This window comes from Glutamicibacter sp. JL.03c, from assembly GCF_025854375.1.
Taxonomy (GTDB): domain Bacteria; phylum Actinomycetota; class Actinomycetes; order Actinomycetales; family Micrococcaceae; genus Glutamicibacter.
The window spans coordinates 3,098,273-3,116,103 of the sequence record NZ_CP107575.1 but is presented as its reverse complement, the minus strand read 5'-3'; the positions used below and the strand labels follow the sequence as shown (position 1 = coordinate 3,116,103).

18 protein-coding genes are annotated in these 17,831 nt (G+C 63.8%); 13 read left to right on the top strand and 5 right to left on the bottom strand.

Annotation, left to right across the window (positions count from 1 at the left end):
* The first annotated feature begins 1,184 nt into the window (after nucleotides 1-1,184).
* From OF385_RS14455 to rraA, 7 genes are all read left to right on the top strand, one after another.
* Complete coding sequence (locus tag OF385_RS14455) at nucleotides 1,185-1,610, top strand: DUF1761 domain-containing protein (protein ID WP_264276006.1); 426 nt, start codon at nucleotides 1,185-1,187, stop codon at nucleotides 1,608-1,610.
* 176 nt (nucleotides 1,611-1,786) lie between these two features.
* Complete coding sequence (locus OF385_RS14450) at nucleotides 1,787-3,055, top strand: alpha-hydroxy acid oxidase (RefSeq protein WP_264276005.1); 1,269 nt, start codon at nucleotides 1,787-1,789, stop codon at nucleotides 3,053-3,055.
* A 4-nt stretch (nucleotides 3,056-3,059) separates the two neighbouring features.
* Complete coding sequence (locus OF385_RS14445) at nucleotides 3,060-3,263, top strand: hypothetical protein (protein ID WP_264276004.1); 204 nt, start codon at nucleotides 3,060-3,062, stop codon at nucleotides 3,261-3,263.
* A 64-nt stretch (nucleotides 3,264-3,327) separates the two neighbouring features.
* A complete protein-coding gene (locus OF385_RS14440) occupies nucleotides 3,328-3,921 on the top strand; it encodes an HdeD family acid-resistance protein (RefSeq protein ID WP_264276003.1) in 594 nt (197 codons plus the stop codon).
* Nucleotides 3,922-3,959: 38 nt separating this feature from the next.
* Nucleotides 3,960-4,253, top strand: a complete 294-nt coding sequence (locus tag OF385_RS14435; protein ID WP_264276002.1) for a hypothetical protein — start codon at nucleotides 3,960-3,962, stop codon at nucleotides 4,251-4,253.
* Between the two features lie 96 nt (nucleotides 4,254-4,349).
* Nucleotides 4,350-5,825, top strand: coding sequence for an amino acid permease (locus OF385_RS14430; protein ID WP_413468026.1), 1,476 nt, complete (start codon nucleotides 4,350-4,352; stop codon nucleotides 5,823-5,825).
* Nucleotides 5,826-5,990: 165 nt separating this feature from the next.
* A complete protein-coding gene (gene rraA / locus OF385_RS14425; RefSeq protein WP_264276001.1) occupies nucleotides 5,991-6,467 on the top strand; it encodes a ribonuclease E activity regulator RraA in 477 nt (158 codons plus the stop codon).
* A gap of 13 nt (nucleotides 6,468-6,480) precedes the next feature.
* Here the strand turns inward: rraA and OF385_RS14420 are convergent, their stop codons facing one another.
* Nucleotides 6,481-6,792 carry a hypothetical protein gene (locus tag OF385_RS14420; protein ID WP_264276000.1) on the bottom strand — a complete coding sequence of 104 codons (312 nt, stop codon included), beginning with the start codon at nucleotides 6,790-6,792 and terminating at the stop codon, nucleotides 6,481-6,483.
* 111 nt (nucleotides 6,793-6,903) lie between these two features.
* Nucleotides 6,904-7,455 carry a CGNR zinc finger domain-containing protein gene (locus tag OF385_RS14415; protein ID WP_264275999.1) on the bottom strand — a complete coding sequence of 184 codons (552 nt, stop codon included), beginning with the start codon at nucleotides 7,453-7,455 and terminating at the stop codon, nucleotides 6,904-6,906.
* Between the two features lie 121 nt (nucleotides 7,456-7,576).
* Here OF385_RS14415 and OF385_RS14410 point away from each other — a divergent pair, with 121 nt between their 5' ends.
* From OF385_RS14410 to OF385_RS14395, 4 genes are all read left to right on the top strand, one after another.
* Nucleotides 7,577-8,554 (top strand): EamA family transporter, encoded by a 978-nt coding sequence (locus OF385_RS14410; protein WP_264275998.1) that lies wholly within the window; start codon nucleotides 7,577-7,579, stop codon nucleotides 8,552-8,554.
* A gap of 142 nt (nucleotides 8,555-8,696) precedes the next feature.
* Nucleotides 8,697-10,247: a GMC family oxidoreductase gene (locus tag OF385_RS14405; RefSeq protein WP_264275997.1), complete on the top strand. Its 1,551-nt coding sequence runs from the start codon at nucleotides 8,697-8,699 to the stop codon at nucleotides 10,245-10,247.
* Between the two features lie 60 nt (nucleotides 10,248-10,307).
* Nucleotides 10,308-10,760, top strand: a complete 453-nt coding sequence (locus tag OF385_RS14400; RefSeq protein WP_264275996.1) for a MarR family winged helix-turn-helix transcriptional regulator — start codon at nucleotides 10,308-10,310, stop codon at nucleotides 10,758-10,760.
* The gene (locus OF385_RS14395; protein WP_264275995.1) at nucleotides 10,757-11,785 is read left to right on the top strand and encodes an FUSC family protein; all 1,029 of its coding nucleotides are present in this window, start codon (nucleotides 10,757-10,759) and stop codon (nucleotides 11,783-11,785) included. The genes OF385_RS14400 and OF385_RS14395 overlap by 4 nt, the downstream gene beginning before the upstream one ends.
* Nucleotides 11,786-12,293: 508 nt before the next feature.
* Here the strand turns inward: OF385_RS14395 and OF385_RS14390 are convergent.
* The 3 genes from OF385_RS14390 to OF385_RS14380 are packed head-to-tail and all read right to left on the bottom strand — an operon-like array spanning nucleotide 12,294 to nucleotide 15,302.
* Nucleotides 12,294-14,537: a heavy metal translocating P-type ATPase gene (locus OF385_RS14390; protein WP_264275994.1), complete on the bottom strand. Its 2,244-nt coding sequence runs from the start codon at nucleotides 14,535-14,537 to the stop codon at nucleotides 12,294-12,296.
* A 57-nt stretch (nucleotides 14,538-14,594) separates the two neighbouring features.
* Nucleotides 14,595-14,915, bottom strand: a complete 321-nt coding sequence (locus OF385_RS16655; protein ID WP_319019141.1) for a heavy-metal-associated domain-containing protein — start codon at nucleotides 14,913-14,915, stop codon at nucleotides 14,595-14,597.
* A 57-nt stretch (nucleotides 14,916-14,972) separates the two neighbouring features.
* Nucleotides 14,973-15,302 (bottom strand): metal-sensitive transcriptional regulator, encoded by a 330-nt coding sequence (locus OF385_RS14380; RefSeq protein ID WP_264275993.1) that lies wholly within the window; start codon nucleotides 15,300-15,302, stop codon nucleotides 14,973-14,975.
* 96 nt (nucleotides 15,303-15,398) lie between these two features.
* Between OF385_RS14380 and OF385_RS14375 the strand changes: the two genes are divergently transcribed.
* Entirely contained in the window at nucleotides 15,399-16,541 is a 1,143-nt protein-coding gene (locus OF385_RS14375) for a lipid II:glycine glycyltransferase FemX (protein WP_264275992.1), read from the top strand.
* A gap of 13 nt (nucleotides 16,542-16,554) precedes the next feature.
* Entirely contained in the window at nucleotides 16,555-17,829 is a 1,275-nt protein-coding gene (locus OF385_RS14370; RefSeq protein WP_264275991.1) for a carbamoyl-phosphate synthase, read from the top strand.
* Nucleotides 17,830-17,831 lie beyond the last annotated feature (2 nt).

Genomic DNA, 17,831 nt, shown 5'->3' with positions numbered 1-17,831 from the left:
TCGGCCAGCTGCCCCCGTGCTGCCAAGTCGCGGGTCAGCTGCTGCGCAATAGCGCTCAAATCGTCGCGTTCAGGCCAGCGCAAGCCGGGGAAGCCACCCAGGGTTTCAAGCAATCGGAAGACGGCGCGCCGCTCGAAGTGGGGCGGACGCAGGGCGGTGATGTGTGCAATTGCTTCACGCAGCAGCAGCGGTTCGTACTGTGCCGGCACGCGCAGCGGCAGGCGCAACGTGGTGCAGTGATCCTCCGGCGACAGCGGCATGCTCAACGGGAAGAACAGTGCGCCGGAGTCGATAGCCAGTCGCACAGAAAACCCATCCGGGATGATCAGCAGTTCGCCAGCCTCCATGCGCTGGCTATGGACGCGAGTCCCGGCCTCCCCAGGCTCGGCCAGGCTGATGGTGCCCCGGCCCTGATAAGCCCACACCGCATAGCGCTGATGGGGAAAGCGCATCCACCGGGTGGACAGCGCTGGGACTGGACGCCAGCGCCCTCCATCGCCAGCTGGCGGGTTGCCCACGGCGATCCGGCGACGGACCTCCCGGTAGCCCACGCCGTATGCGGCGCTCAGGTGGCGGCGCAGTGTGCGCGGCGAGAGGCCAACAAGTGCCGCCAGCTCGTCGAGGGTGCGTGTCGGGTCCTGCCCCAGCAATGTTTGGACCCTGGCCAAGGCAGGGCGCTGGACGGCAGGGGCGAGGGTGGCCGGAACACGAAACCGGTCAACCAGGAAATGCTCCACATGATCCACGATGCGAGCGATGGGCACCTGCCCGCGATGCAGCGGGGACAAGGTGAGCAGCATGAAGTAGAACATCCACCCCGTGTGCCCGGGCGGGACTTCGATTCGCCGTAGCGCATCCCCGGCCCGCCGGGTGTGCCGGGCCGGTATCAAGATGGCCACCGCCAGGCTGTCGGCAGCATGTTCGACCATGTGCGCCCGGCGGCGCGGAATCCACAGCGCTTGGCCCCGCTGCAACTCGATCACTTCATCCTCGAGATGGACTTGCGCGGTGCCCTGATGCACCCAGACCACGATGGAATAATCCAGATTGCACTTCCATGGGACCTGCACCGGCAACGTGGGCCAGGCATAGGCCACCGGGCTGTGCTGCATGGGAGGACTCCTGGGGACGGCGGGCGGTCTACCCATAGTGTATCGGCGGCATGCGGGGCTATACTCTGCGGTATGCAGCTCCCAGAGATCAATTACCTCGCCGTTATCGCGGCCACCGTTGCGAGCATGATTGTTGGCTTTGTCTTCTACCACCCCAAGGTGTTGGGCACCGCGTGGATGCGCGCGGTGGGGCATGATGAGCGCACCGTCGAGGGCGGCTCGCCCTGGATCTACGCGGTGCCGCTGGCCGGCAGCTTCCTGACCGCGTGGGTGCTCGCCGGGGCGGCCTGGCTGTCGTTCTCGTTCTATGGGGGATCGTTCTTCGGCAACGCCATGATCGGTTCGATCATCCTCTTCGCCGGGCTCACCGCGGCCCGCATTGTGGTGCATGATGCCTTTGATCCGCGGAAGTTCGCGGCGACGGGCTACACCCTGCTCAATGAGGCGCTCACCATCCTGGCCATGGCCCTGGTCATCGGCCTGTGGCCGCCGGCCTGAGCGGGGCGCTTGCGCAGTGCCCGTGGCTTGCCACGTGCAGCCGCAAAATCACCGAACGTCATCTGGGACCCGGAACCCGGCACACAGGCCACCAACCACTAGGCTGGAAGCACTGACCGTTGCGGGCCGGCCCAGTGCGCGATGCCCGGAGCCCCATCGAAGGAGCGAGGTTGCCCATGGGACATCTGGAACGCCGCAGGCCGAACCCTGCCGAACTGGCCAGCCTCATCAGATTCAGGGCCCCGACGTTCAAGCGCCGTGCTGCCCGGCTGAAGGCCGCCGCTGACATCTGGGACCTGCGGGCCATCGCCAAGCGGCGCACGCCCGCCGCGGCCTTCGACTATGTGGACGGGGCCGCGGGCCGGGAGATCACCGCCCGGCGGGCCCGCCAGGTCTTCGACTCGGTCGAGCTGATTCCGCGGATACTGCATGGAACGGCCCAGTCGGACATGGCCACCACCATTGCCGGGGCGCCGTCCAGGCTCCCCTTTGGCATCGCCCCCACGGGCTTCACCCGCTTCATGCAGTCCGAAGGCGAGATCGCAGGATCGCGGGCGGCACAGCAGGCGGGGATCCCCTTCAGCCTCTCTACCATGGGCACGCGCTCAATTGAAGAGGTCGCGGCCGCCGCGCCCGAGGGCCGCAACTGGTTCCAGCTGTACCTGTGGAAGGACCGGGAGAAGTCCAAGGCCCTTCTCCAGCGGGCCGCCGCGGCAGGTTTCGACACCTTGCTGGTCACCGTGGATACCCCCGTTGCCGGCCAGCGCCACCGTGATACGCGCAATGGCATGACGATTCCCCCGGAACTGACACTGAAGACCCTCGTGGACGCGTCGTATCGCCCGGAATGGTGGTTCAACTTCCTGACTACCGATTCGCTGAAGTTCGCCTCGCTGTCCGACTCCTCGGCGGACTTGCCCACCATCATCAATTCCATGTTCGACTCCTCCTTGGACTTCGATGACCTGAAATGGATCCGCGCCTTGTGGAAGGGGAAGCTCTTCGTCAAGGGCGTGCTCACCGCCGAGGATGCGGCCAAGGCCGCAGCCGCCGGCGCCGACGGCCTGGTGGTCTCCAATCATGGTGGCCGCCAGCTGGACCGCGCCCCGGTCGCCTTTGAGGCGCTGGCCGAGGTGCGCGCCGAAGTCGGCGAGGGACTGGAGATCATCCTGGATTCGGGCATCATGTCCGGGGCGGACATCGTCGCCTCGCTCTGCGCGGGGGCCGACTTCGTGCTGATTGGCCGGGCCTACCTCTATGGGCTGATGGCCGGAGGGCAAGAGGGAGTCACCCGAGCGATCGAATTGCTGGCCAAGGAAGTGGAAGTGGCCATGCAGCTGATGGGCGCCGCCTCGATCAAGGACCTCGGTGAGTCATCGATCCGCAGGCGGCATGCTTGCCAGGACACGGCGTGGGTTCGCCCCAGCGCCCAGACAGGAGCGTAGCGGCATGTGGAAGACCTCGGCATCACGGGCCACCTTGATATCGCTGGCGGTTCTTGTGGCGGCGGTCGGGCTGTGGAATCTCGCGGCCCACGAGCTGCTGGCAGGTGTGGCCTTCCTGCTCATGGCCCTGGTTTACCTGCTCTACGCGGCATCACGAGCCCGCAGGAATTCCCGGCCCGGTCGGACGACGAAGCATCAGGGACCGTAGCCGCCGAACGCATGGGGCGCTTGCTGAACTGGCGGTTAGTTCTATGCACGGTAGAATAGAAATTGTGCCTGCACCAAAAACCACCCCCACCCAAGCCCAAGAAGTTTTCCGCCCGGTCTTCCTGCGTGGACTGACCGCCCTGGCCTACGCGCTGCTCTCCATTTTCTGGATTGGAGCTGACGAGAAGGCGCTGGCCTATTCGACGGCCGGCTTCCTCGTCGTCACCGGCGTATTCATGTGGCAATACGTGACGGTGGGCAGTGCCCCGGAGAAGTCCCGTGGCGCCTACGCGGCCGGGGCAGGGTTGATGCTGCTGGCCGGCATCGCCACCATCTTTGTCACCTCGGTGGCCTGGATCGGGTACATCGCGGCCTTCGCTTTCCTGGTGAGCGGCATTGCCGAGCTGTATGTTTTCGCCAAGCTGCGAGAAGCCTTCCCGCCGTTCAGGAACCAGTTGATTACCGGTGCGGTCGGCGTGATCTTGGCCATTGCCCTGTGCTTCAGTGGCGGCATGGACGCGCACGCGCTCTTCGGGCTGATTGGCGGCGGAACCATTGTCCTTGCGGTCTTCGAGCTGATTGCCGGATTCGGCCATCGCCACGAAATGAAGGCGGAAGCCGCGCCTGCGGCTGATACGCCGGAGCAAGAAAACAACTAGTCTTGAAGTCTGCAGGAAAAGTAGAAACGGAGGTCCTGGTGGGAAACAACAAGAAGAAGCAGCCGTGGAGCCAGTCGATCAAGGGCCCACTGAGTTTCTCGCTGATCTTGGCGATCATTGCAGGAGTCGTCGGCCTGATCAGTTCCACCGGCGGATCCCAGAATCCCCTCCGATTCGATATCGGACTGGCCTGCTTCGGCATTACCTTCATCGCCTGCCTGCTGATCATCTCGGTGATGACCATGGCAGGCAAGGAAAATGATCCAGACCTGGGCAAGGGGACCGGAGTGAATCGGTCCTCAGCCAATCCGGACAAGAAGTTTGAAGACTGAGCATAAAGAATAACCACGCAATAGCGCGCCGGGACTGTCCCTTATCGATAGTCCTGGCGCGTTCTTGTTGGCGACAACACGCATCAAGGATTCCCCGTGAGTAGTACCAGCACCACCCCGACGCCAGGCTCCACCCCGCTGGGCCAGCAGCTGCGCCGACGCAAATCCATCAACGCGATGGCCAAGGACGCGGCCAGCAACGCCGGGCTCGGGTCGCTGAAGCGCTCGCTGGGCGTGATGCAGCTGGTGATGATCTCGGTGGGCGCCACCCTGGGCACCGGCATTCTGGTCATCCTCGGTTCAGCGGTTCCGGTCGCCGGTCCTGCCATCTGGATTGCCTTCGTGCTGGCCGGGATCACTGCGCTGCTCTCCGCGGTATCCTACGCCGAAATGGCTGGCATGGTGCCGGTCTCCGGATCCAGCTACTCCTATTCCTACGCCACCCTGGGCGAAGGGGTGGCCTGGATCTGCGGCTGGTGCCTGGTCTTGGAATACGCGGTGTCCGCCGCCGCGGTGGCCGTCGGCGCCGGGGCCTACGTCAACCAGACCCTGCAGATCTTCGGGCTCTCGCTGCCCGAGTCCCTGGCCGGCGGGCCGGCCGATGGCGGGGTGATCAATCTTCCGGCGTTGCTCGTGGTGGTGCTGGCCACCGCGCTGCTGGTGCGCGGCGCCCGGGAATCCGCGATGGCCAATACCATCATGGTGCTGGTGAAGATCGCGATCCTGGTCTTCTTCGTGATCGTTGCCTTCACCGCCTTTGACGCCGGGAACTTCGCCCCGCTGCTGCCGATGGGCGCAGCCGGGGTCACCGGGGCCGCCTCGATGGTCTTCTTCTCCTACATCGGTTTTGATGCGGCCTCCACGGCCGGGGAGGAAGCGAAGAACCCGCAGAAGGACCTGCCACGCGCCATCATGATCGCGATGCTCCTGGTCACGGCGATCTACGTGCTGGTGGCGGTGGCCGCGATTGGCGCCCGCGAGTGGGACTGGTTCGCCGATTCCGAGGCGGCCCTGGTGCAGATCGTCGCGGAGATCACCGGGCAGCGCTGGCTGGTGCTGGCCTTCGCGCTGGCTTCGGTCATCGCCATCGTCTCGGTGGTGCTCACCACCCTGTACGGACAGACGCGCATCTTGCTGTCCATGGGGCGCGATGGCCTGGTTCCGCGCTTTTTCGCCAAGGTCTCGCCCAAGACGCACACCCCGGTGATCGGCACCTGCGTCACGGGCCTGTTGGTCGCCATTGCCGCATCGTTGATTCCCTTGGGCCAGTTGGCCGAGGCCACCAGCATCGGCACACTGTTCGCCTTCGCGCTGGTCGGCGTTTCGGTGATGTATCTGCGCAGGACCCAGCCGGATACTCCCCGCACCTTCCGCGTGCCGCTGTATCCGGTGACACCGATCCTGGGCATTGCCGCCTGCCTGTTCTTGATGTTCAACCTGGCCGGAATCACCTGGGTGGTCTTCGGGCTGTGGATGATCGTCGGCGCCGGCATCTACCTTGGCTATGGGCGCCGCCACTCACGCTTGGGTTCCCTGGACGCCGCGGCCTACCACAAGGAGCTGGAGCTCTAGAGTTTGTGAAATCGACCTGGCAGCACGGGGAATCAATGAGCGTATTGTTCTTTTTGGCGAGTGACAGGTACTTGTGATCGGCTAAATTACGGATCGTTCGCCCATGATCGGGCGCTCATGGATATGCTGTGTGCTGGAAGACCATCGCAGATTCAAAGGAGCATCATGCAGCAGGATCCGATCAGCACCGCAGACCTGTACGACCAGCACGGTGAAGCCCTGCAATCCATCTCGGCGCAATTCCAGGACTTCGGCGGACGGCTATCTTTCCACGGCCCGGCACGCACCGTGAAGTGCCATGAAGACAACGGGCTGATCAAGGAGATCCTGAGCTTCCCGGGTAACGGCGCGGTCCTGGTTGTCGATGGCGGAGGGTCGCTGCGCTACGCGTTGATGGGCGACATGATTGCTGCCAGCGCAGAAGCCAACGGCTGGGCCGGAGTGATCATCTACGGTGCCGTGCGCGACCGCGCGGCCTTGGCGGAACTGGAACTGGGCATCAAGGCCTTGGGAAGCAATCCACGCAAAACCGTCAAGCGCTCGCATGGCGCCGTGGATGAAGTGCTGAGCATCGGCGACGTAAAGGTACGCCCCGGTGCCATGGTCTACGCGGATATCGACGGAATCCTCGTCGAACACTAACCGTGCCGGATTCTTAGCGTTCCCGGTCTGCTGCCGGTTCCCATTCGGCGCGGAACTCCTCGGTGCTCAGGTTCTCGAGGTCCTCGCGGATCTGCACAATCAGGCGTTCGGCCTCTTCCAAGCTGGAGGTGGTGATGCGCAGCATCACCGAATCATCAGCGCGGGAATGGACCACGACCTGGGGTTCATTGGCTTCGAACTCGCCATCGCCCAAAGTTGCCGACGCCAGCGCGACCACCCAGCGTCCGGCCGCCATCAGCGGGTTGCTGTGAGCAGCTTCCAGCCGTGCCTCGTAGTCGTCTGAAGCGTGTGTTTCCTGAGTCATGACCTGCCCTTTCAACTGCTGCACCACCGATGTGCCGGTGGTGTGTTCATCATAGGGTGCTGATGGGGTTTAATGCGAGAACGCGCCGTGGCGTTCGCCAGCAGTTGAGCTCTACCAGGAAGACTTGCCGGCCTTGCGGGCTCGGTAGGCGCGAACGTGCTCGCGGTTGGCGCAGTTGCCGATATCGCAATAGAGTTTCGAGCGGTTGCGCGAGAGATCCAGCAGGGCATTCCGGCAGTCGGCAGAAGCGCAGATCCGCAGCCGCTCAATGCCGCCAGAGCGGATGACTTCGGCCAGCGCCATGGCGGCATCCACCGCCAAGCGGTCGTACAACGGCGTGCTGGTGGTGGTCGCATGCAGGTGATATCCGAGCTTTTCGCTCTTGACCAGCTGCGGCTGGGCATTGGCGTTGCGCAGGATTTGGTTGACCTTGAATACGGCCTCTTCCTCGCTGCCGGTCCAGACGCCCTTGAGCTGGGAGCGCAGCTGGCGGATGGAACGCAGCTCCGCCTGGTTGTGCGCGCGGGACCCCTCGAAGTTTTCGGCATCGAGGAATTCGTCCAGATCAGCGACGGTGGAGAGCATGTCGACGATCTGCACCTCGGTATTCAAGAGGTTCACGACGCTCTTCAGCGAAGCGACGATATCGGGGGCAAAGGTCATAATTCGTTCCTGGGCGAGGGGTGGATTGACTGCCTCTCAAGCCTAACCGTATCGTCATGCCCATAGGCATTGTTGCCCCTTGTGCGGGGCTTTGAATTCTTCGTGAAAGACATCCACACCCATGAGCGAAACCACCGGCTCGCAGTTGCCTGCAGGCGCCCGGGAACTACCAGCGCACGGCGGCAGCCAAGCCAGGGGAATCTGGATTGCCTTGGCCTCCTCAGCGGCCTTTGGAATTTCCGGTTCCTTTGCCAGGGGCCTGTTCGAAGCAGGCTGGAGCCCGACCGCAGCGGTCGCCGCGCGCATGGCCGGGGCAGCAGTAGTGCTGGCCATCCCGGCTGTTCTGGCGATGCGTGGACGATGGGTGCTGGTGCGCACCAATTGGCTGTCGATTCTGCTCTTTGGCCTCTTTGGCGTGGGAGCCTGCCAGTTGTGCTACTTCTTGGCCGTGCAGCGGCTGGATGTGGGTGTGGCACTGTTGCTTGAGTATCTGGCTCCGGTGCTTATCGTCCTGGTGCTGTGGGTGCGGCATCAGAAGCGGCCCTCGGCAGCCACCATAGCCGGGACGCTGTTGTCCCTGCTGGGCTTGATCGCTGTGCTGGATCTGACCGGAACTTCAAAAATTGATCCGATTGGAGTCCTCTGGGGTCTCGGGGCGGCCGTCGGGCTGACCGTCTACTTCTTCATCAGCGCCAAGGTCGACGGGGCGCTGCCGCCGATCATGCTCTCCGCAGGCGGCATGGCCGTAGGGGCCATCACGATGCTGCTGGTAGGCGCCTCGGGAATCCTCCCGATGACCTTTGCCGCAGGCAGCGGATCCTTCGCCGGATTCCAGACTCCTTGGTGGGCTGCCCTGGTCGGGCTGATCATGATCGCCACGGTGTTCTCCTACACCACCGGGGTGATGGCGGCACGGGCATTGGGCTCCAAGGTGGCCAGTTTCATCTCGCTGACCGAGGTATTGTTCGCGGTGCTCTGGGCGTGGTTGCTGCTCTCGGAATTGCCGGGACTGGTGCAGCTCTTTGGCGGCCTGCTGATTGTCGCTGGCGTGGTGCTGGTGCGTGTTGACGAACTGCGGGCCTTGCGCAAAGGGCAGTGATCACCGCGGCGTCCTGTGCGCTCGATGGCAATGACGCTGCACGCAATGGCAATATTCTTCCTGTGATCCACGGCACACTGAATCCTAGGATTCGCGGTCCACACCGAGGCGGGCCGCCGGAAATAGGGGAAGCAGGTTTGCCGTGGGCAAGGTATCTGTCATTGTGGTCGGTGCTGGTTCGGCAGGATCGGTGGTTGCCCGCCGGTTGATCGATGCCGGCGCCGATGTGACCGTGTTCGAGGCCGGGGGAGAAGACACCAATCCCGCCATCCACGACCTGTCCCGGCTGGGCGAATTGTGGCACAGCCCGGACGACTGGGACTACTACACCACGCCCATGGAGGGCACCGCTGGCAAGAAGGTGCACCTGCCGCGCGGCAAGGTCCTGGGCGGTTCCCATGCCTTGAACGCGACCATCTGGGTTCGATGCGCGCAGCAGGACTTCGATGGCTGGGCCCAGGACTGCGGTCCTGAGTGGGCGTGGGACAAGGTCTTGCCGGTCTACCGGGACATCGAGGATTTCTCCGGAGGCGGCAGCGCTGTCCACGGTACCGGCGGGCCCATCCCGGTGGACAATGACTACCAGCTCGATGAGATCCACGCCTCGATTATCAAGGCGGCCGAAGAATCCGGTGTTCCCTTCAATCCCGACTACAACTCCGGGACGCTCGATGGCGTCTCCAAGGAGCAGGTCAATATCGTTGACGGGCAGCGGATCAATACCTGGAAGGCGTACCTGAAGCCGGTGCGCGGGCAAGCCACCATTATTACCGGGGCAGAAGTGCACTCGGTGATAGTCGAGGACGGCGCGGTCACCGGGGTCAACTACCGGCAAGATGGGCAGATGCACCAGCTGACCGCGGATCATGTGGTGCTCAGCGCAGGCGCCTTGGGTTCCCCGCAGATCCTGTTGCGTTCGGGTATCGGCCCGGCGGCCGAACTGCAGGAAGCCGGAGTGCAGGCCGTTCATGATCTGCCGGGCGTGGGCAAGAATCTGCACGATCACCTTTTGGCCCCGGTGATCGCCACAACGACCACGCGGGATATCCCGGCCCCGCGCCAAGGTGTCTCGGTTTCGCAGTCGCACCTCTTTGCGAAGTCCCGGGAGGATCTCGAGATTCCTGATACCCAGCCGATCTTCTTCGCCGTGCCAATGTATTCGCCGGGCATGGAACCGGTTGATGGCACCGCATTCACCTTGCATTCGGGAATTGTCACCCCGTATAGCCGAGGCGAACTCACGCTCAGCGGACCGGGCCTGGATGATCCAGTGAATATCGATTTGAACGCCCTGGCCGACCGGCGCGACATGGAAGCGTTCCTTTTCTCCATCAAGCAGTGCCGCCAGATGGTCCAGCAGGATGCCCTTGCCGGAGCCTGGGGCGCGCAGGAAATCTATCCCGGGCCTGAAGTCCAGGATGATGCGCAGCTGGAAGAGTACATTCGCAATAACGCGGTGACCTACCACCATCAGGTCGGTACCTGTGCCATGGGAATCGATGGGAAAGCCGTGGTGGATCCCGAGCTCAAGGTGCGCGGTCTTCGTGGGCTGCGGGTCATTGATGCCTCGATCATGCCGAAGATTACTACCGGCAACACCAACGCGCCGTCCATCTTGATCGGTGAGCAAGGGGCCAGGTTCATGCTCAATGATCTCGAATTGGAGCAAACCCTGAACGCTACTTCGGTGTGAGTTGCGCCAAAAAATGACTCCGTAGGAAATTGTTTCCCCATGAATTGATATTTTGGAGGGATGAGCGACTTCTTGATTCCGCAGTTCCAATGGAACTCCCTGAGCTATCTGACATCCCGTGCCGGACGCATCGGCACCCGGGAGCTGACCGAACTCATGGAATCGGAGTCCTTGACCCGCAACCACTTCATGGTTGTCTGCGCACTGGCCGAATTCGGGCCGATGGCGCAACATGAACTGGCCAAACGCTCCCAGCTGAACCGCGGCCACCTCGTGGCCTACCTTGATGAGCTCGCCGACCGGCAGATCCTCGAGCGCAGCGTCGACCGGCTGGATCGCCGCCGCAAGATCATCAGCCTGACCGAGGCGGGCAAGGAATTCACCGCCCGGGCCACGGCCGCGGCCGAACGCAGCGAGGCAGAGGTCTTTGGTGCGCTGGATGCCCAGCAGCAGCAGGCCCTGCGCTCGCTGCTCCAGCTGGTCGCCACCCAGGAAGGCCGGGCGGGCGCATGAAACGGCATGTCCAAGAGGTGCTCACCCGGGCCGTGGTGGTGGCCCCGCCGCGGCCTTCGGTGATTCCGGCCGCCAAGTCCGCTATCGCCCTCGGTGTTCCGCTGGTGCTGGTCGCCGTCGGCGGCCACCTGGACTGGGCGATGTATGCGGCCTTTGGAGCTTTCGGTGCGGTCTTCGGGCGCTACTCTGCTTACGCGCCACGATTCTGGCAGCAGCTTTCGGTAGGGCTGGTGCAGGTGGCCTCCATGCTGCTGGGAACCTATTTCTCGATGATCCATGCGCCCTTCATCATCTGCGCGCTGGTGCTCGGGGCGATTGGGTTCGGTGCGAACTACGTTTCGCAGGCCGCCGGCTGGATGCCCCCTGGCCCGACTTTTGCGGTCTTCGCCGGGGGCGCCTGCATCACCATCCCGGCCACAAGCTCGTCCTTCCTCGGGGTGCTGCTCGTGGGCGGCGGAACGATGCTCTTCAGCCTGGTGTTCATGCTGGGGCTCTCGCTACGCCGGGCCAATCTCGGCCACACGCTGCGCGCGGGCTTCACCTGGGCGCCCGGGCCCCGGGCCGTGAGCGCCTCGGTGCACATGGCAGTGGGCGTGCTGCTGGCCGGGATGGCCGCCGCACTGCTCGGCGACGGCCATTGGTACTGGGCCAGCCTCGGGGCAATAGCGGCCGTAACGGGAGTCGATGCCTATGCCCGGGTGGCCCGGGGACTGCAGCGCAGCGTCGGCACGTGTGTCGGTGTGCTGCTGGCCGCAAGCGTGCTGGTGTTCGATCCGCCGATTTGGGTCATCCTGGTGGCGGCGATTGCCTGCCAGGTCTGCATCGAGCTGGTGATCTTGCGCAATTACGCCCTCGGGATGGTTTTCGTGACCGTCACCGCCTTGTCCATGGTCCATCTGGTCAGTCCTGAACCCGTTGCCAGCCTGCTCGTTGACCGCGTGGCCATGACCGCGCTGGGCGCCGGGGTGGGGGCGGTGCAGAGCATCCTCATCGGGGCGCTGGCCTCACGCCGGTGTGAGCGCTGAAACCACGCCCGGCTGCTGACTCCACGACCCAGGCGGCAGCGCGCAGGAGGGAGTCACACAGATCAGCAGGCAAACGGCAGACGCCTGCCGGATGTGCCGGACGCGGAGGCTGATCTGGGCCCAGCGGCACTCGAGCTGGCTGCCTTCCAGGAGGATGGCGTGGCGCATGGCAACTTACTTTGCCAAGAGCGACTGATCCGCCGTGCCCCGGAAAGGCAAGGCCAGCTCGTTGCGCTGGGACCGATGGCCACCCATGCAGCTTGGTGATCTGCGAAGCGACCAGAGAGCTGCTGCTTGAACCCGACTACTGGGCCAAGCCTGTTCCTGCGTCGCCAGTCCATGGCGAGGGCGGGTCTCGCCCTTCGCGCACTCATGGTGACCTCCATCACATTATGCGCAGAAGGTTCGATGTGATGCAAATCGCACGCGCAGAAATGGCGTGGACACGAGAACTGGTTCTCGTGTCCACGCCATTTCTGCGCTGGTTCATCGCCGGGAGGGCTGGCAGCTACCTGCCAAAGCTGCGAAGGCGCAGCGAATTGGCGACGACCAAGACCGAGCTGGCCGCCATGGCGGCGCCAGCAATCATCGGATTGAGCAAACCCAAGGCCGCGATCGGGATGCCGGCGGTGTTGTAGGCGAAAGCCCAGAAGAGGTTCATCTTGATCGTGGCCAAGGTCTTGGCCGAGAGATCAATGGCGGCGCTGACCTGATGCAGGTCATTGCCCATCAACGTGATGTCGGCGGCCTCGATCGCCACGTCGGTGCCTGACCCCATGGCGATGCCCAGATCGGCCTGGGCCAGGGCGGGAGCGTCGTTGACGCCATCGCCCACCATGGCCACCACCTTGCCCTGATCCTGCAGGGAGGAAATGGCCTTGGCCTTATCTGCGGGGAAGACCCCGGCGAACACATCCTGCGGATCGATGCCGACCTTGGCCGCCACCTTCGTTGCCACCGACAGGTTATCCCCGGTCAGCAGGACCACCCGCAGGCCGCGTTCCTGCAACTGGGCAATGGCCGCCGCGGACGAGTCCTTGATCTGGTCCGCAACCGAAATGACGGCCTGGAACTGCTGGTCAACGGAGACCAGAATCGCCGTGGCTCCGGCCGCCTCGGCCTCCGACAAGAGCGCGTGCGCCCCGGAATCCAGTACCGTTCCCGAGGATTCCAGCCAGCTGGGCCGGCCGACAACGACTTTCTTGCCATCAACGGCACCCATGACGCCGCCGCCGGGTTCCGAACGGAAATCGGTGGCCTCAGCCAGCGGGCCGCGCTGGGCGCCGGCCCGGGCAATGGCCTGGGCGATCGGGTGTTCCGAGTGGTGCTCGACGGCAGCTGCCAATGCGAGAATTCCATCGGCATCAACCCCAGCGGCCGGGAAGGTCCCCACGTGGGCCATGACGCCGGTGGTCACGGTGCCGGTCTTATCCAGGACAATGGTGTCCAGCTTGCGGGTGTCCTCCAGGACCTGCGGACCGCGGATCAAGATGCCCAGCTGGGCGCCCCGTCCGGTGCCGACCAGCAGGCCGATTGGAGTCGCCAATCCCAAGGCGCAAGGGCAGGCGATGACCAGCACGGCGACCGCGGCGCTGAACGCCTGATACGGATCCGAGCTCGCCAGCCACCAGATCACGAAGGTGAGCAGCGCGATGGCCAGAACAATTGGCACGAAGACAGCGGAAATCCGGTCCGCCAGCCGGGCGATGGGAGCCTTGCCGGATTGCGCCTCGGAGACCAGCTTGCCCATCTGCGCCAGGGTCGTTGCGGAGCCGACGCGCTGGGCCTCGACCACCAGCCGCCCCGAGGTATTCAAGGTGGCGCCGGTGACTTCGGAGCCGGCCTTGACCTCCTGCGGCACCGATTCGCCGGTGAGCAGCGAGGTATCCACGGCGCTGGAACCTTCAACCACGGTGCCGTCGGTGGCGATCTTCTCGCCCGGGCGCACCACGAAGTGTTCGCCGACCTGCAGCTGGGCTGCCGGAATCTTGACCTCTTGGCCATCACGCAGCACCACCGCATCCTTGGCCCCCAGGTTGAGCAGGGACTTCAGCGCATCCGAGGCCGAAGACTTGGCGCGATGCTCCAGATAACGGCCGAGCAGCAGCAAGGTGGCCACGACGCCGGCGGTTTCGAAGTACAGCGCGTGCTCGCTCATCGCCATGCCGGTGTGTGCGGTCATCTGCGGATCAAGGATCAGCTGGATGGCCGAGAACAGGTAAGCGGCCAGCACGCCCAGGGAGACCAGGGTGTCCATGGTGGACGAGAGGTGCCGGGCATTGATCGCCGCGGCCTTGTGGAACGGCCAGGCACCGTAGAAGACTACCGGCGTCGCCAGCGCGAAGGCTACCCAGCCCCAGTGCGGGAACTGGGCTGCCGGGATCATGGAGATCACGAACAGCGGGATGCTGAATGCCGCGGAAATGATCAGACGCAGCAACAGGTGGTTGGGGACCAGATGCTCATGCCCGGCATGCTCGCCATGGTCCTCGTGTCCATGGGCCGCGGGCTGTTTCAGCGTGGCGGTGTAGCCGGCGGCCTCTACGGTGCTGATCAGCGTCTGGTCGCTGACCTCGCGCGGCACCTGGACCTTGGCGGTCTCCAGGGGGAGGTTGACCGAGGCGGTGACCCCGGGCAGCTTGCCGAGTTTGCGTTCAACCCGGTTCACGCACGATGCGCAGGTCATGCCCTGGATATCCAGGTCGACGGTGCGTGATTCGGGCAGCGCGTGTTCTGGCGCGTGGGAAGACATTGTTCTACCTTGCACTTTCCTGCCACTGGTTGGTGGCTTGGCGCCTGGCTGGTGGAGCTAGGCGTTGATGGCTTCGACGGTGTAACCGGCCTCGTCGATGGCTTCGCGGATGCTCGATTCGCTGAGCTTCTCGGTTGCGGTGACGGTGGCGGTGGAAACGCCCTGGGCGTCGAGGATGACGTCGACGTGCTGCACGCCGGCCAATTCCTTGAGCTCTTCGGTGACCGAAGAGACGCAGTGGCCGCAGGTCATGCCGGAGATCTTGATCTCCGTCTGGGTGGTGAGCGCGGTGGCCTGATCACGCGTGGTGATCTGCAATCCCCGGGTAGCGCTGGTGCTGTTCTCGGAAGAGCATCCGCAGTTGCAGTTGTGGCTCATGATCTTGCTCTCTTTCGATGAATTTTGTGTGAATCTGACTTCGGGGTCCGGGCGCTCTCAGCGCACCAGTCGGGAGATCGCAGCTGTGGCCTCGGCGATCTTGTCCTGGACGATGCTCGGGTCTCCGGTTTCGATGGAGGACTTCGCGGCATCAACAACGCAATGGCCGATGTGGTCATCGATGAGTTGCACGCTGACCTTGTGCAATGCCGCGTTGATGGCAGAAATCTGGGTCAGGATGTCGATGCAGTATTTGTCTTCGTCGACCATCTTGGCGACGCCGCGCACCTGGCCCTCGATGCGCTTGAGGCGACGTTCCAGTGCGGACTTGTCCGCGTGATAACCGTGATGCTGTGCCTGGGCATCCGGATTCTGGGTGGTATCCATACTTCGATAATACCCCTAGGGGGTATAAAGTCAAGTACCCCCAGGGGGTATCTTATCTCCCCGCACAAGCAGGGGAAGCACGATAGGATTTCACACGTGAGCCACAACGACCTGCACGTGCGTCCGATTTCCAGCGCCGAACACTCAGCCTTTCTTGAAACCGCCCGCGACGTCAGCTTCCTGCAGCGTCCTGAATGGGCCCGCGTCAAGGGCGGCTGGCGTGGCGAATCCCTCGGATTCTTCGACCAGGACGAGCTGGTCGGCACCGCGCTGGTGCTGCACCGCGCAGCCCCGGTCATCAAGAAGACCCTGGCCTACGTCCCCGACGGCCCGGTCATCGATTTCCAGGCCCACCCCGCAGAAAATGTTATCCGCCCGCTGGCTGCCTACCTCAAGAACCGTGGCGCCTTCCAGCTGAAAATGGGACCGGGCCGCGAAGTGCGCACCTGGGCCGCGTCGGCAGTACGCAAGAACCTCGGCAAAGAAGGCTTCGCGCAGCTGGCCGACCTGGACCTGAAGAGCAGCTCCGAGCAAGCCTTGGCGCTGAACGACGCCCTGCTGGACCTGGGCTTCACCAAGGAAGACGTCGGACTGGACTTCGGCGCAGGCCAGCCGGAATACGTGGCCCGCGTTGCCCTGCAGGATGAAGAAGGCAACCAGCTGGACGTGGATCAGGTGATGGCCAGCTACTCGGCCACTACCCGCAACGAGACCCGCAAGGCCCTGAAGAGCACCCTGGAAATCGAGGTGGGGGACACCGCGGACATGGCCCGCTTCCATGCCCTGTACAACCACACCGCAGACCGCCAGGAATTCACCGGCCGACCGCTGAGCTACTTCGAGACCATGCATCGTGTGCTCAACGAAGCGGTGCCAGGATCCTGCACCCTCTACATCGCCAGCAACGAAGGCGTGGATCTCGCGGCCTCCATCGTGATCCGATCCTCCAATCTGGCCTGGTACCTCTACGGCGCTTCCTCCTCGGAGCAGCGCAAGATCTTCGCACCCAAGGCCATCATGAACCGCATGGTGGAAGATTCCATCGCCGCCGGCTGCCGCTACCTGGACCAGGGCGGTGTGAGCGCCACCCTGGACAAGGAACACCACCTTTCGGGCCTGACCAAGTTCAAGACCAATACCGGATGCGACATCGTGCAGACCAACGGGGAGTGGGACCTGGCGCTGAACAAGCCACTGGCCTGGGCCTTCGAAAAGTACATGAACTGGCGCAAGAAGTAGGGAATCCAGCACTGTGGCAATTGATCCAACCCAGCCATTCGTCCCCGTCATCCTCGGCGGCGATATCGGCACCTACACCCTGGCCCGCGAATTCTACGAGGCCTACGGCGTGCGTTCGGTCGTGCTCCCTGCCGCCGGCAACGGGGTCATCGAGCATTCGGTAGCCATCGAACTGCGCCCCATCGGTTCCATGGCTGACGAGACCCGCGTCGTGGCGGCGCTGCGGGATCTGGCCACCGAGCTGAAGGCAGAATCCGGGCGCCCGCTGATGCTCTTCGGATCGCTGGACTTCCACATCATGCTCATTGCCAAGCACCGCGGGCAGCTCGAAGCCCAGTACGTGATTCCCTACCCGGAATTGGAGACCATCGAAGCGGCCGCGTTGAAGGAGAACTTCTACGCCCTGGCCGAGAAGCTGGACATCGCCCACCCGCGCACCGCCGTGTACTATCCGGGCTCCGATCTGGAAAGCATGGCCAAGGACCTCACCTATCCGGTGATCGGCAAGCCTTCCAGCTCGGGGGACTGGATCGCGGCGAAGTTCGAGGGCAAGCAGAAGATCCACACCATCAACTCCCGCGCCGAGCTGGAAACCCTGCTGGGCAAAATCGATGGCAGCGGCTACAGTTCCGGCTACATCCTGCAGGAATATGTCCCCGGCGGGGACGACGCCATGCGCCTATGCACCTACTTCGCCACCCAGGACGGCAAGGTCATCTTTGCCGGCTACGGTGAAGTGGTCATCGAGGAGCATGCGCCGCTGGTACTGGGCAACTCGGCCGCAATCGTGACCGGGCAGAACGACCAGATGGCCGCCGATGGCGCCCGCATGCTCGAAGAACTGGGCTGGCGCGGCATCGCGATGATCGATGCGAAGCATGACCGCCGGGATGGGAAGATCAAGTTCTTCGAAATCAACCCGCGCCTGGGCCGGAACCACTTCTACCTCACCGCTGCTGGCGTGAACCCGGCGCGTTTCTACGTCACCGAGTTCCTCGGCGCCGACTTCGATGCTGCTGATCCGCACACCGACGCCGTCATGGAAACCGCGGCCGGGATACTGCAGCTACGCCGAGAGCAGCTCTTCACCGTTCTGCCTCATCACCTGTTGCGCCGATTCCTCGACAGCGAGACCGGCAAGAAGGCCGCCGCGCTTCTCAAGGCGGGCAAGGTATCCAACCCGCTGAAGTACTCGGCGGAAAACAACCCACGCCGCAAGCTCTACCTGGTACTGAATGCGGTCAACCATTACCGCAAGTACAAGAAGTTCCCGCCGCGCGCCCAGTAATC

Coding starts and splice junctions, on each gene's coding strand:
- OF385_RS14450 (WP_264276005.1), top strand. CDS start 1,787: ATGGGACATCTGGAACGCCGCAGGCCGAACCCTGCCGAACTGGCCAGC.
- OF385_RS14395 (WP_264275995.1), top strand. CDS start 10,757: ATGAAACGGCATGTCCAAGAGGTGCTCACCCGGGCCGTGGTGGTGGCC.
- OF385_RS14415 (WP_264275999.1), bottom strand. CDS start 7,455: ATGACCTTTGCCCCCGATATCGTCGCTTCGCTGAAGAGCGTCGTGAAC.
- OF385_RS14445 (WP_264276004.1), top strand. CDS start 3,060: ATGTGGAAGACCTCGGCATCACGGGCCACCTTGATATCGCTGGCGGTT.
- rraA (WP_264276001.1), top strand. CDS start 5,991: ATGCAGCAGGATCCGATCAGCACCGCAGACCTGTACGACCAGCACGGT.
- OF385_RS16655 (WP_319019141.1), bottom strand. CDS start 14,915: ATGAGCCACAACTGCAACTGCGGATGCTCTTCCGAGAACAGCACCAGC.
- OF385_RS14380 (WP_264275993.1), bottom strand. CDS start 15,302: ATGGATACCACCCAGAATCCGGATGCCCAGGCACAGCATCACGGTTAT.
- OF385_RS14420 (WP_264276000.1), bottom strand. CDS start 6,792: ATGACTCAGGAAACACACGCTTCAGACGACTACGAGGCACGGCTGGAA.
- OF385_RS14390 (WP_264275994.1), bottom strand. CDS start 14,537: ATGTCTTCCCACGCGCCAGAACACGCGCTGCCCGAATCACGCACCGTC.
- OF385_RS14400 (WP_264275996.1), top strand. CDS start 10,308: ATGAGCGACTTCTTGATTCCGCAGTTCCAATGGAACTCCCTGAGCTAT.
- OF385_RS14410 (WP_264275998.1), top strand. CDS start 7,577: ATGAGCGAAACCACCGGCTCGCAGTTGCCTGCAGGCGCCCGGGAACTA.
- OF385_RS14455 (WP_264276006.1), top strand. CDS start 1,185: ATGCAGCTCCCAGAGATCAATTACCTCGCCGTTATCGCGGCCACCGTT.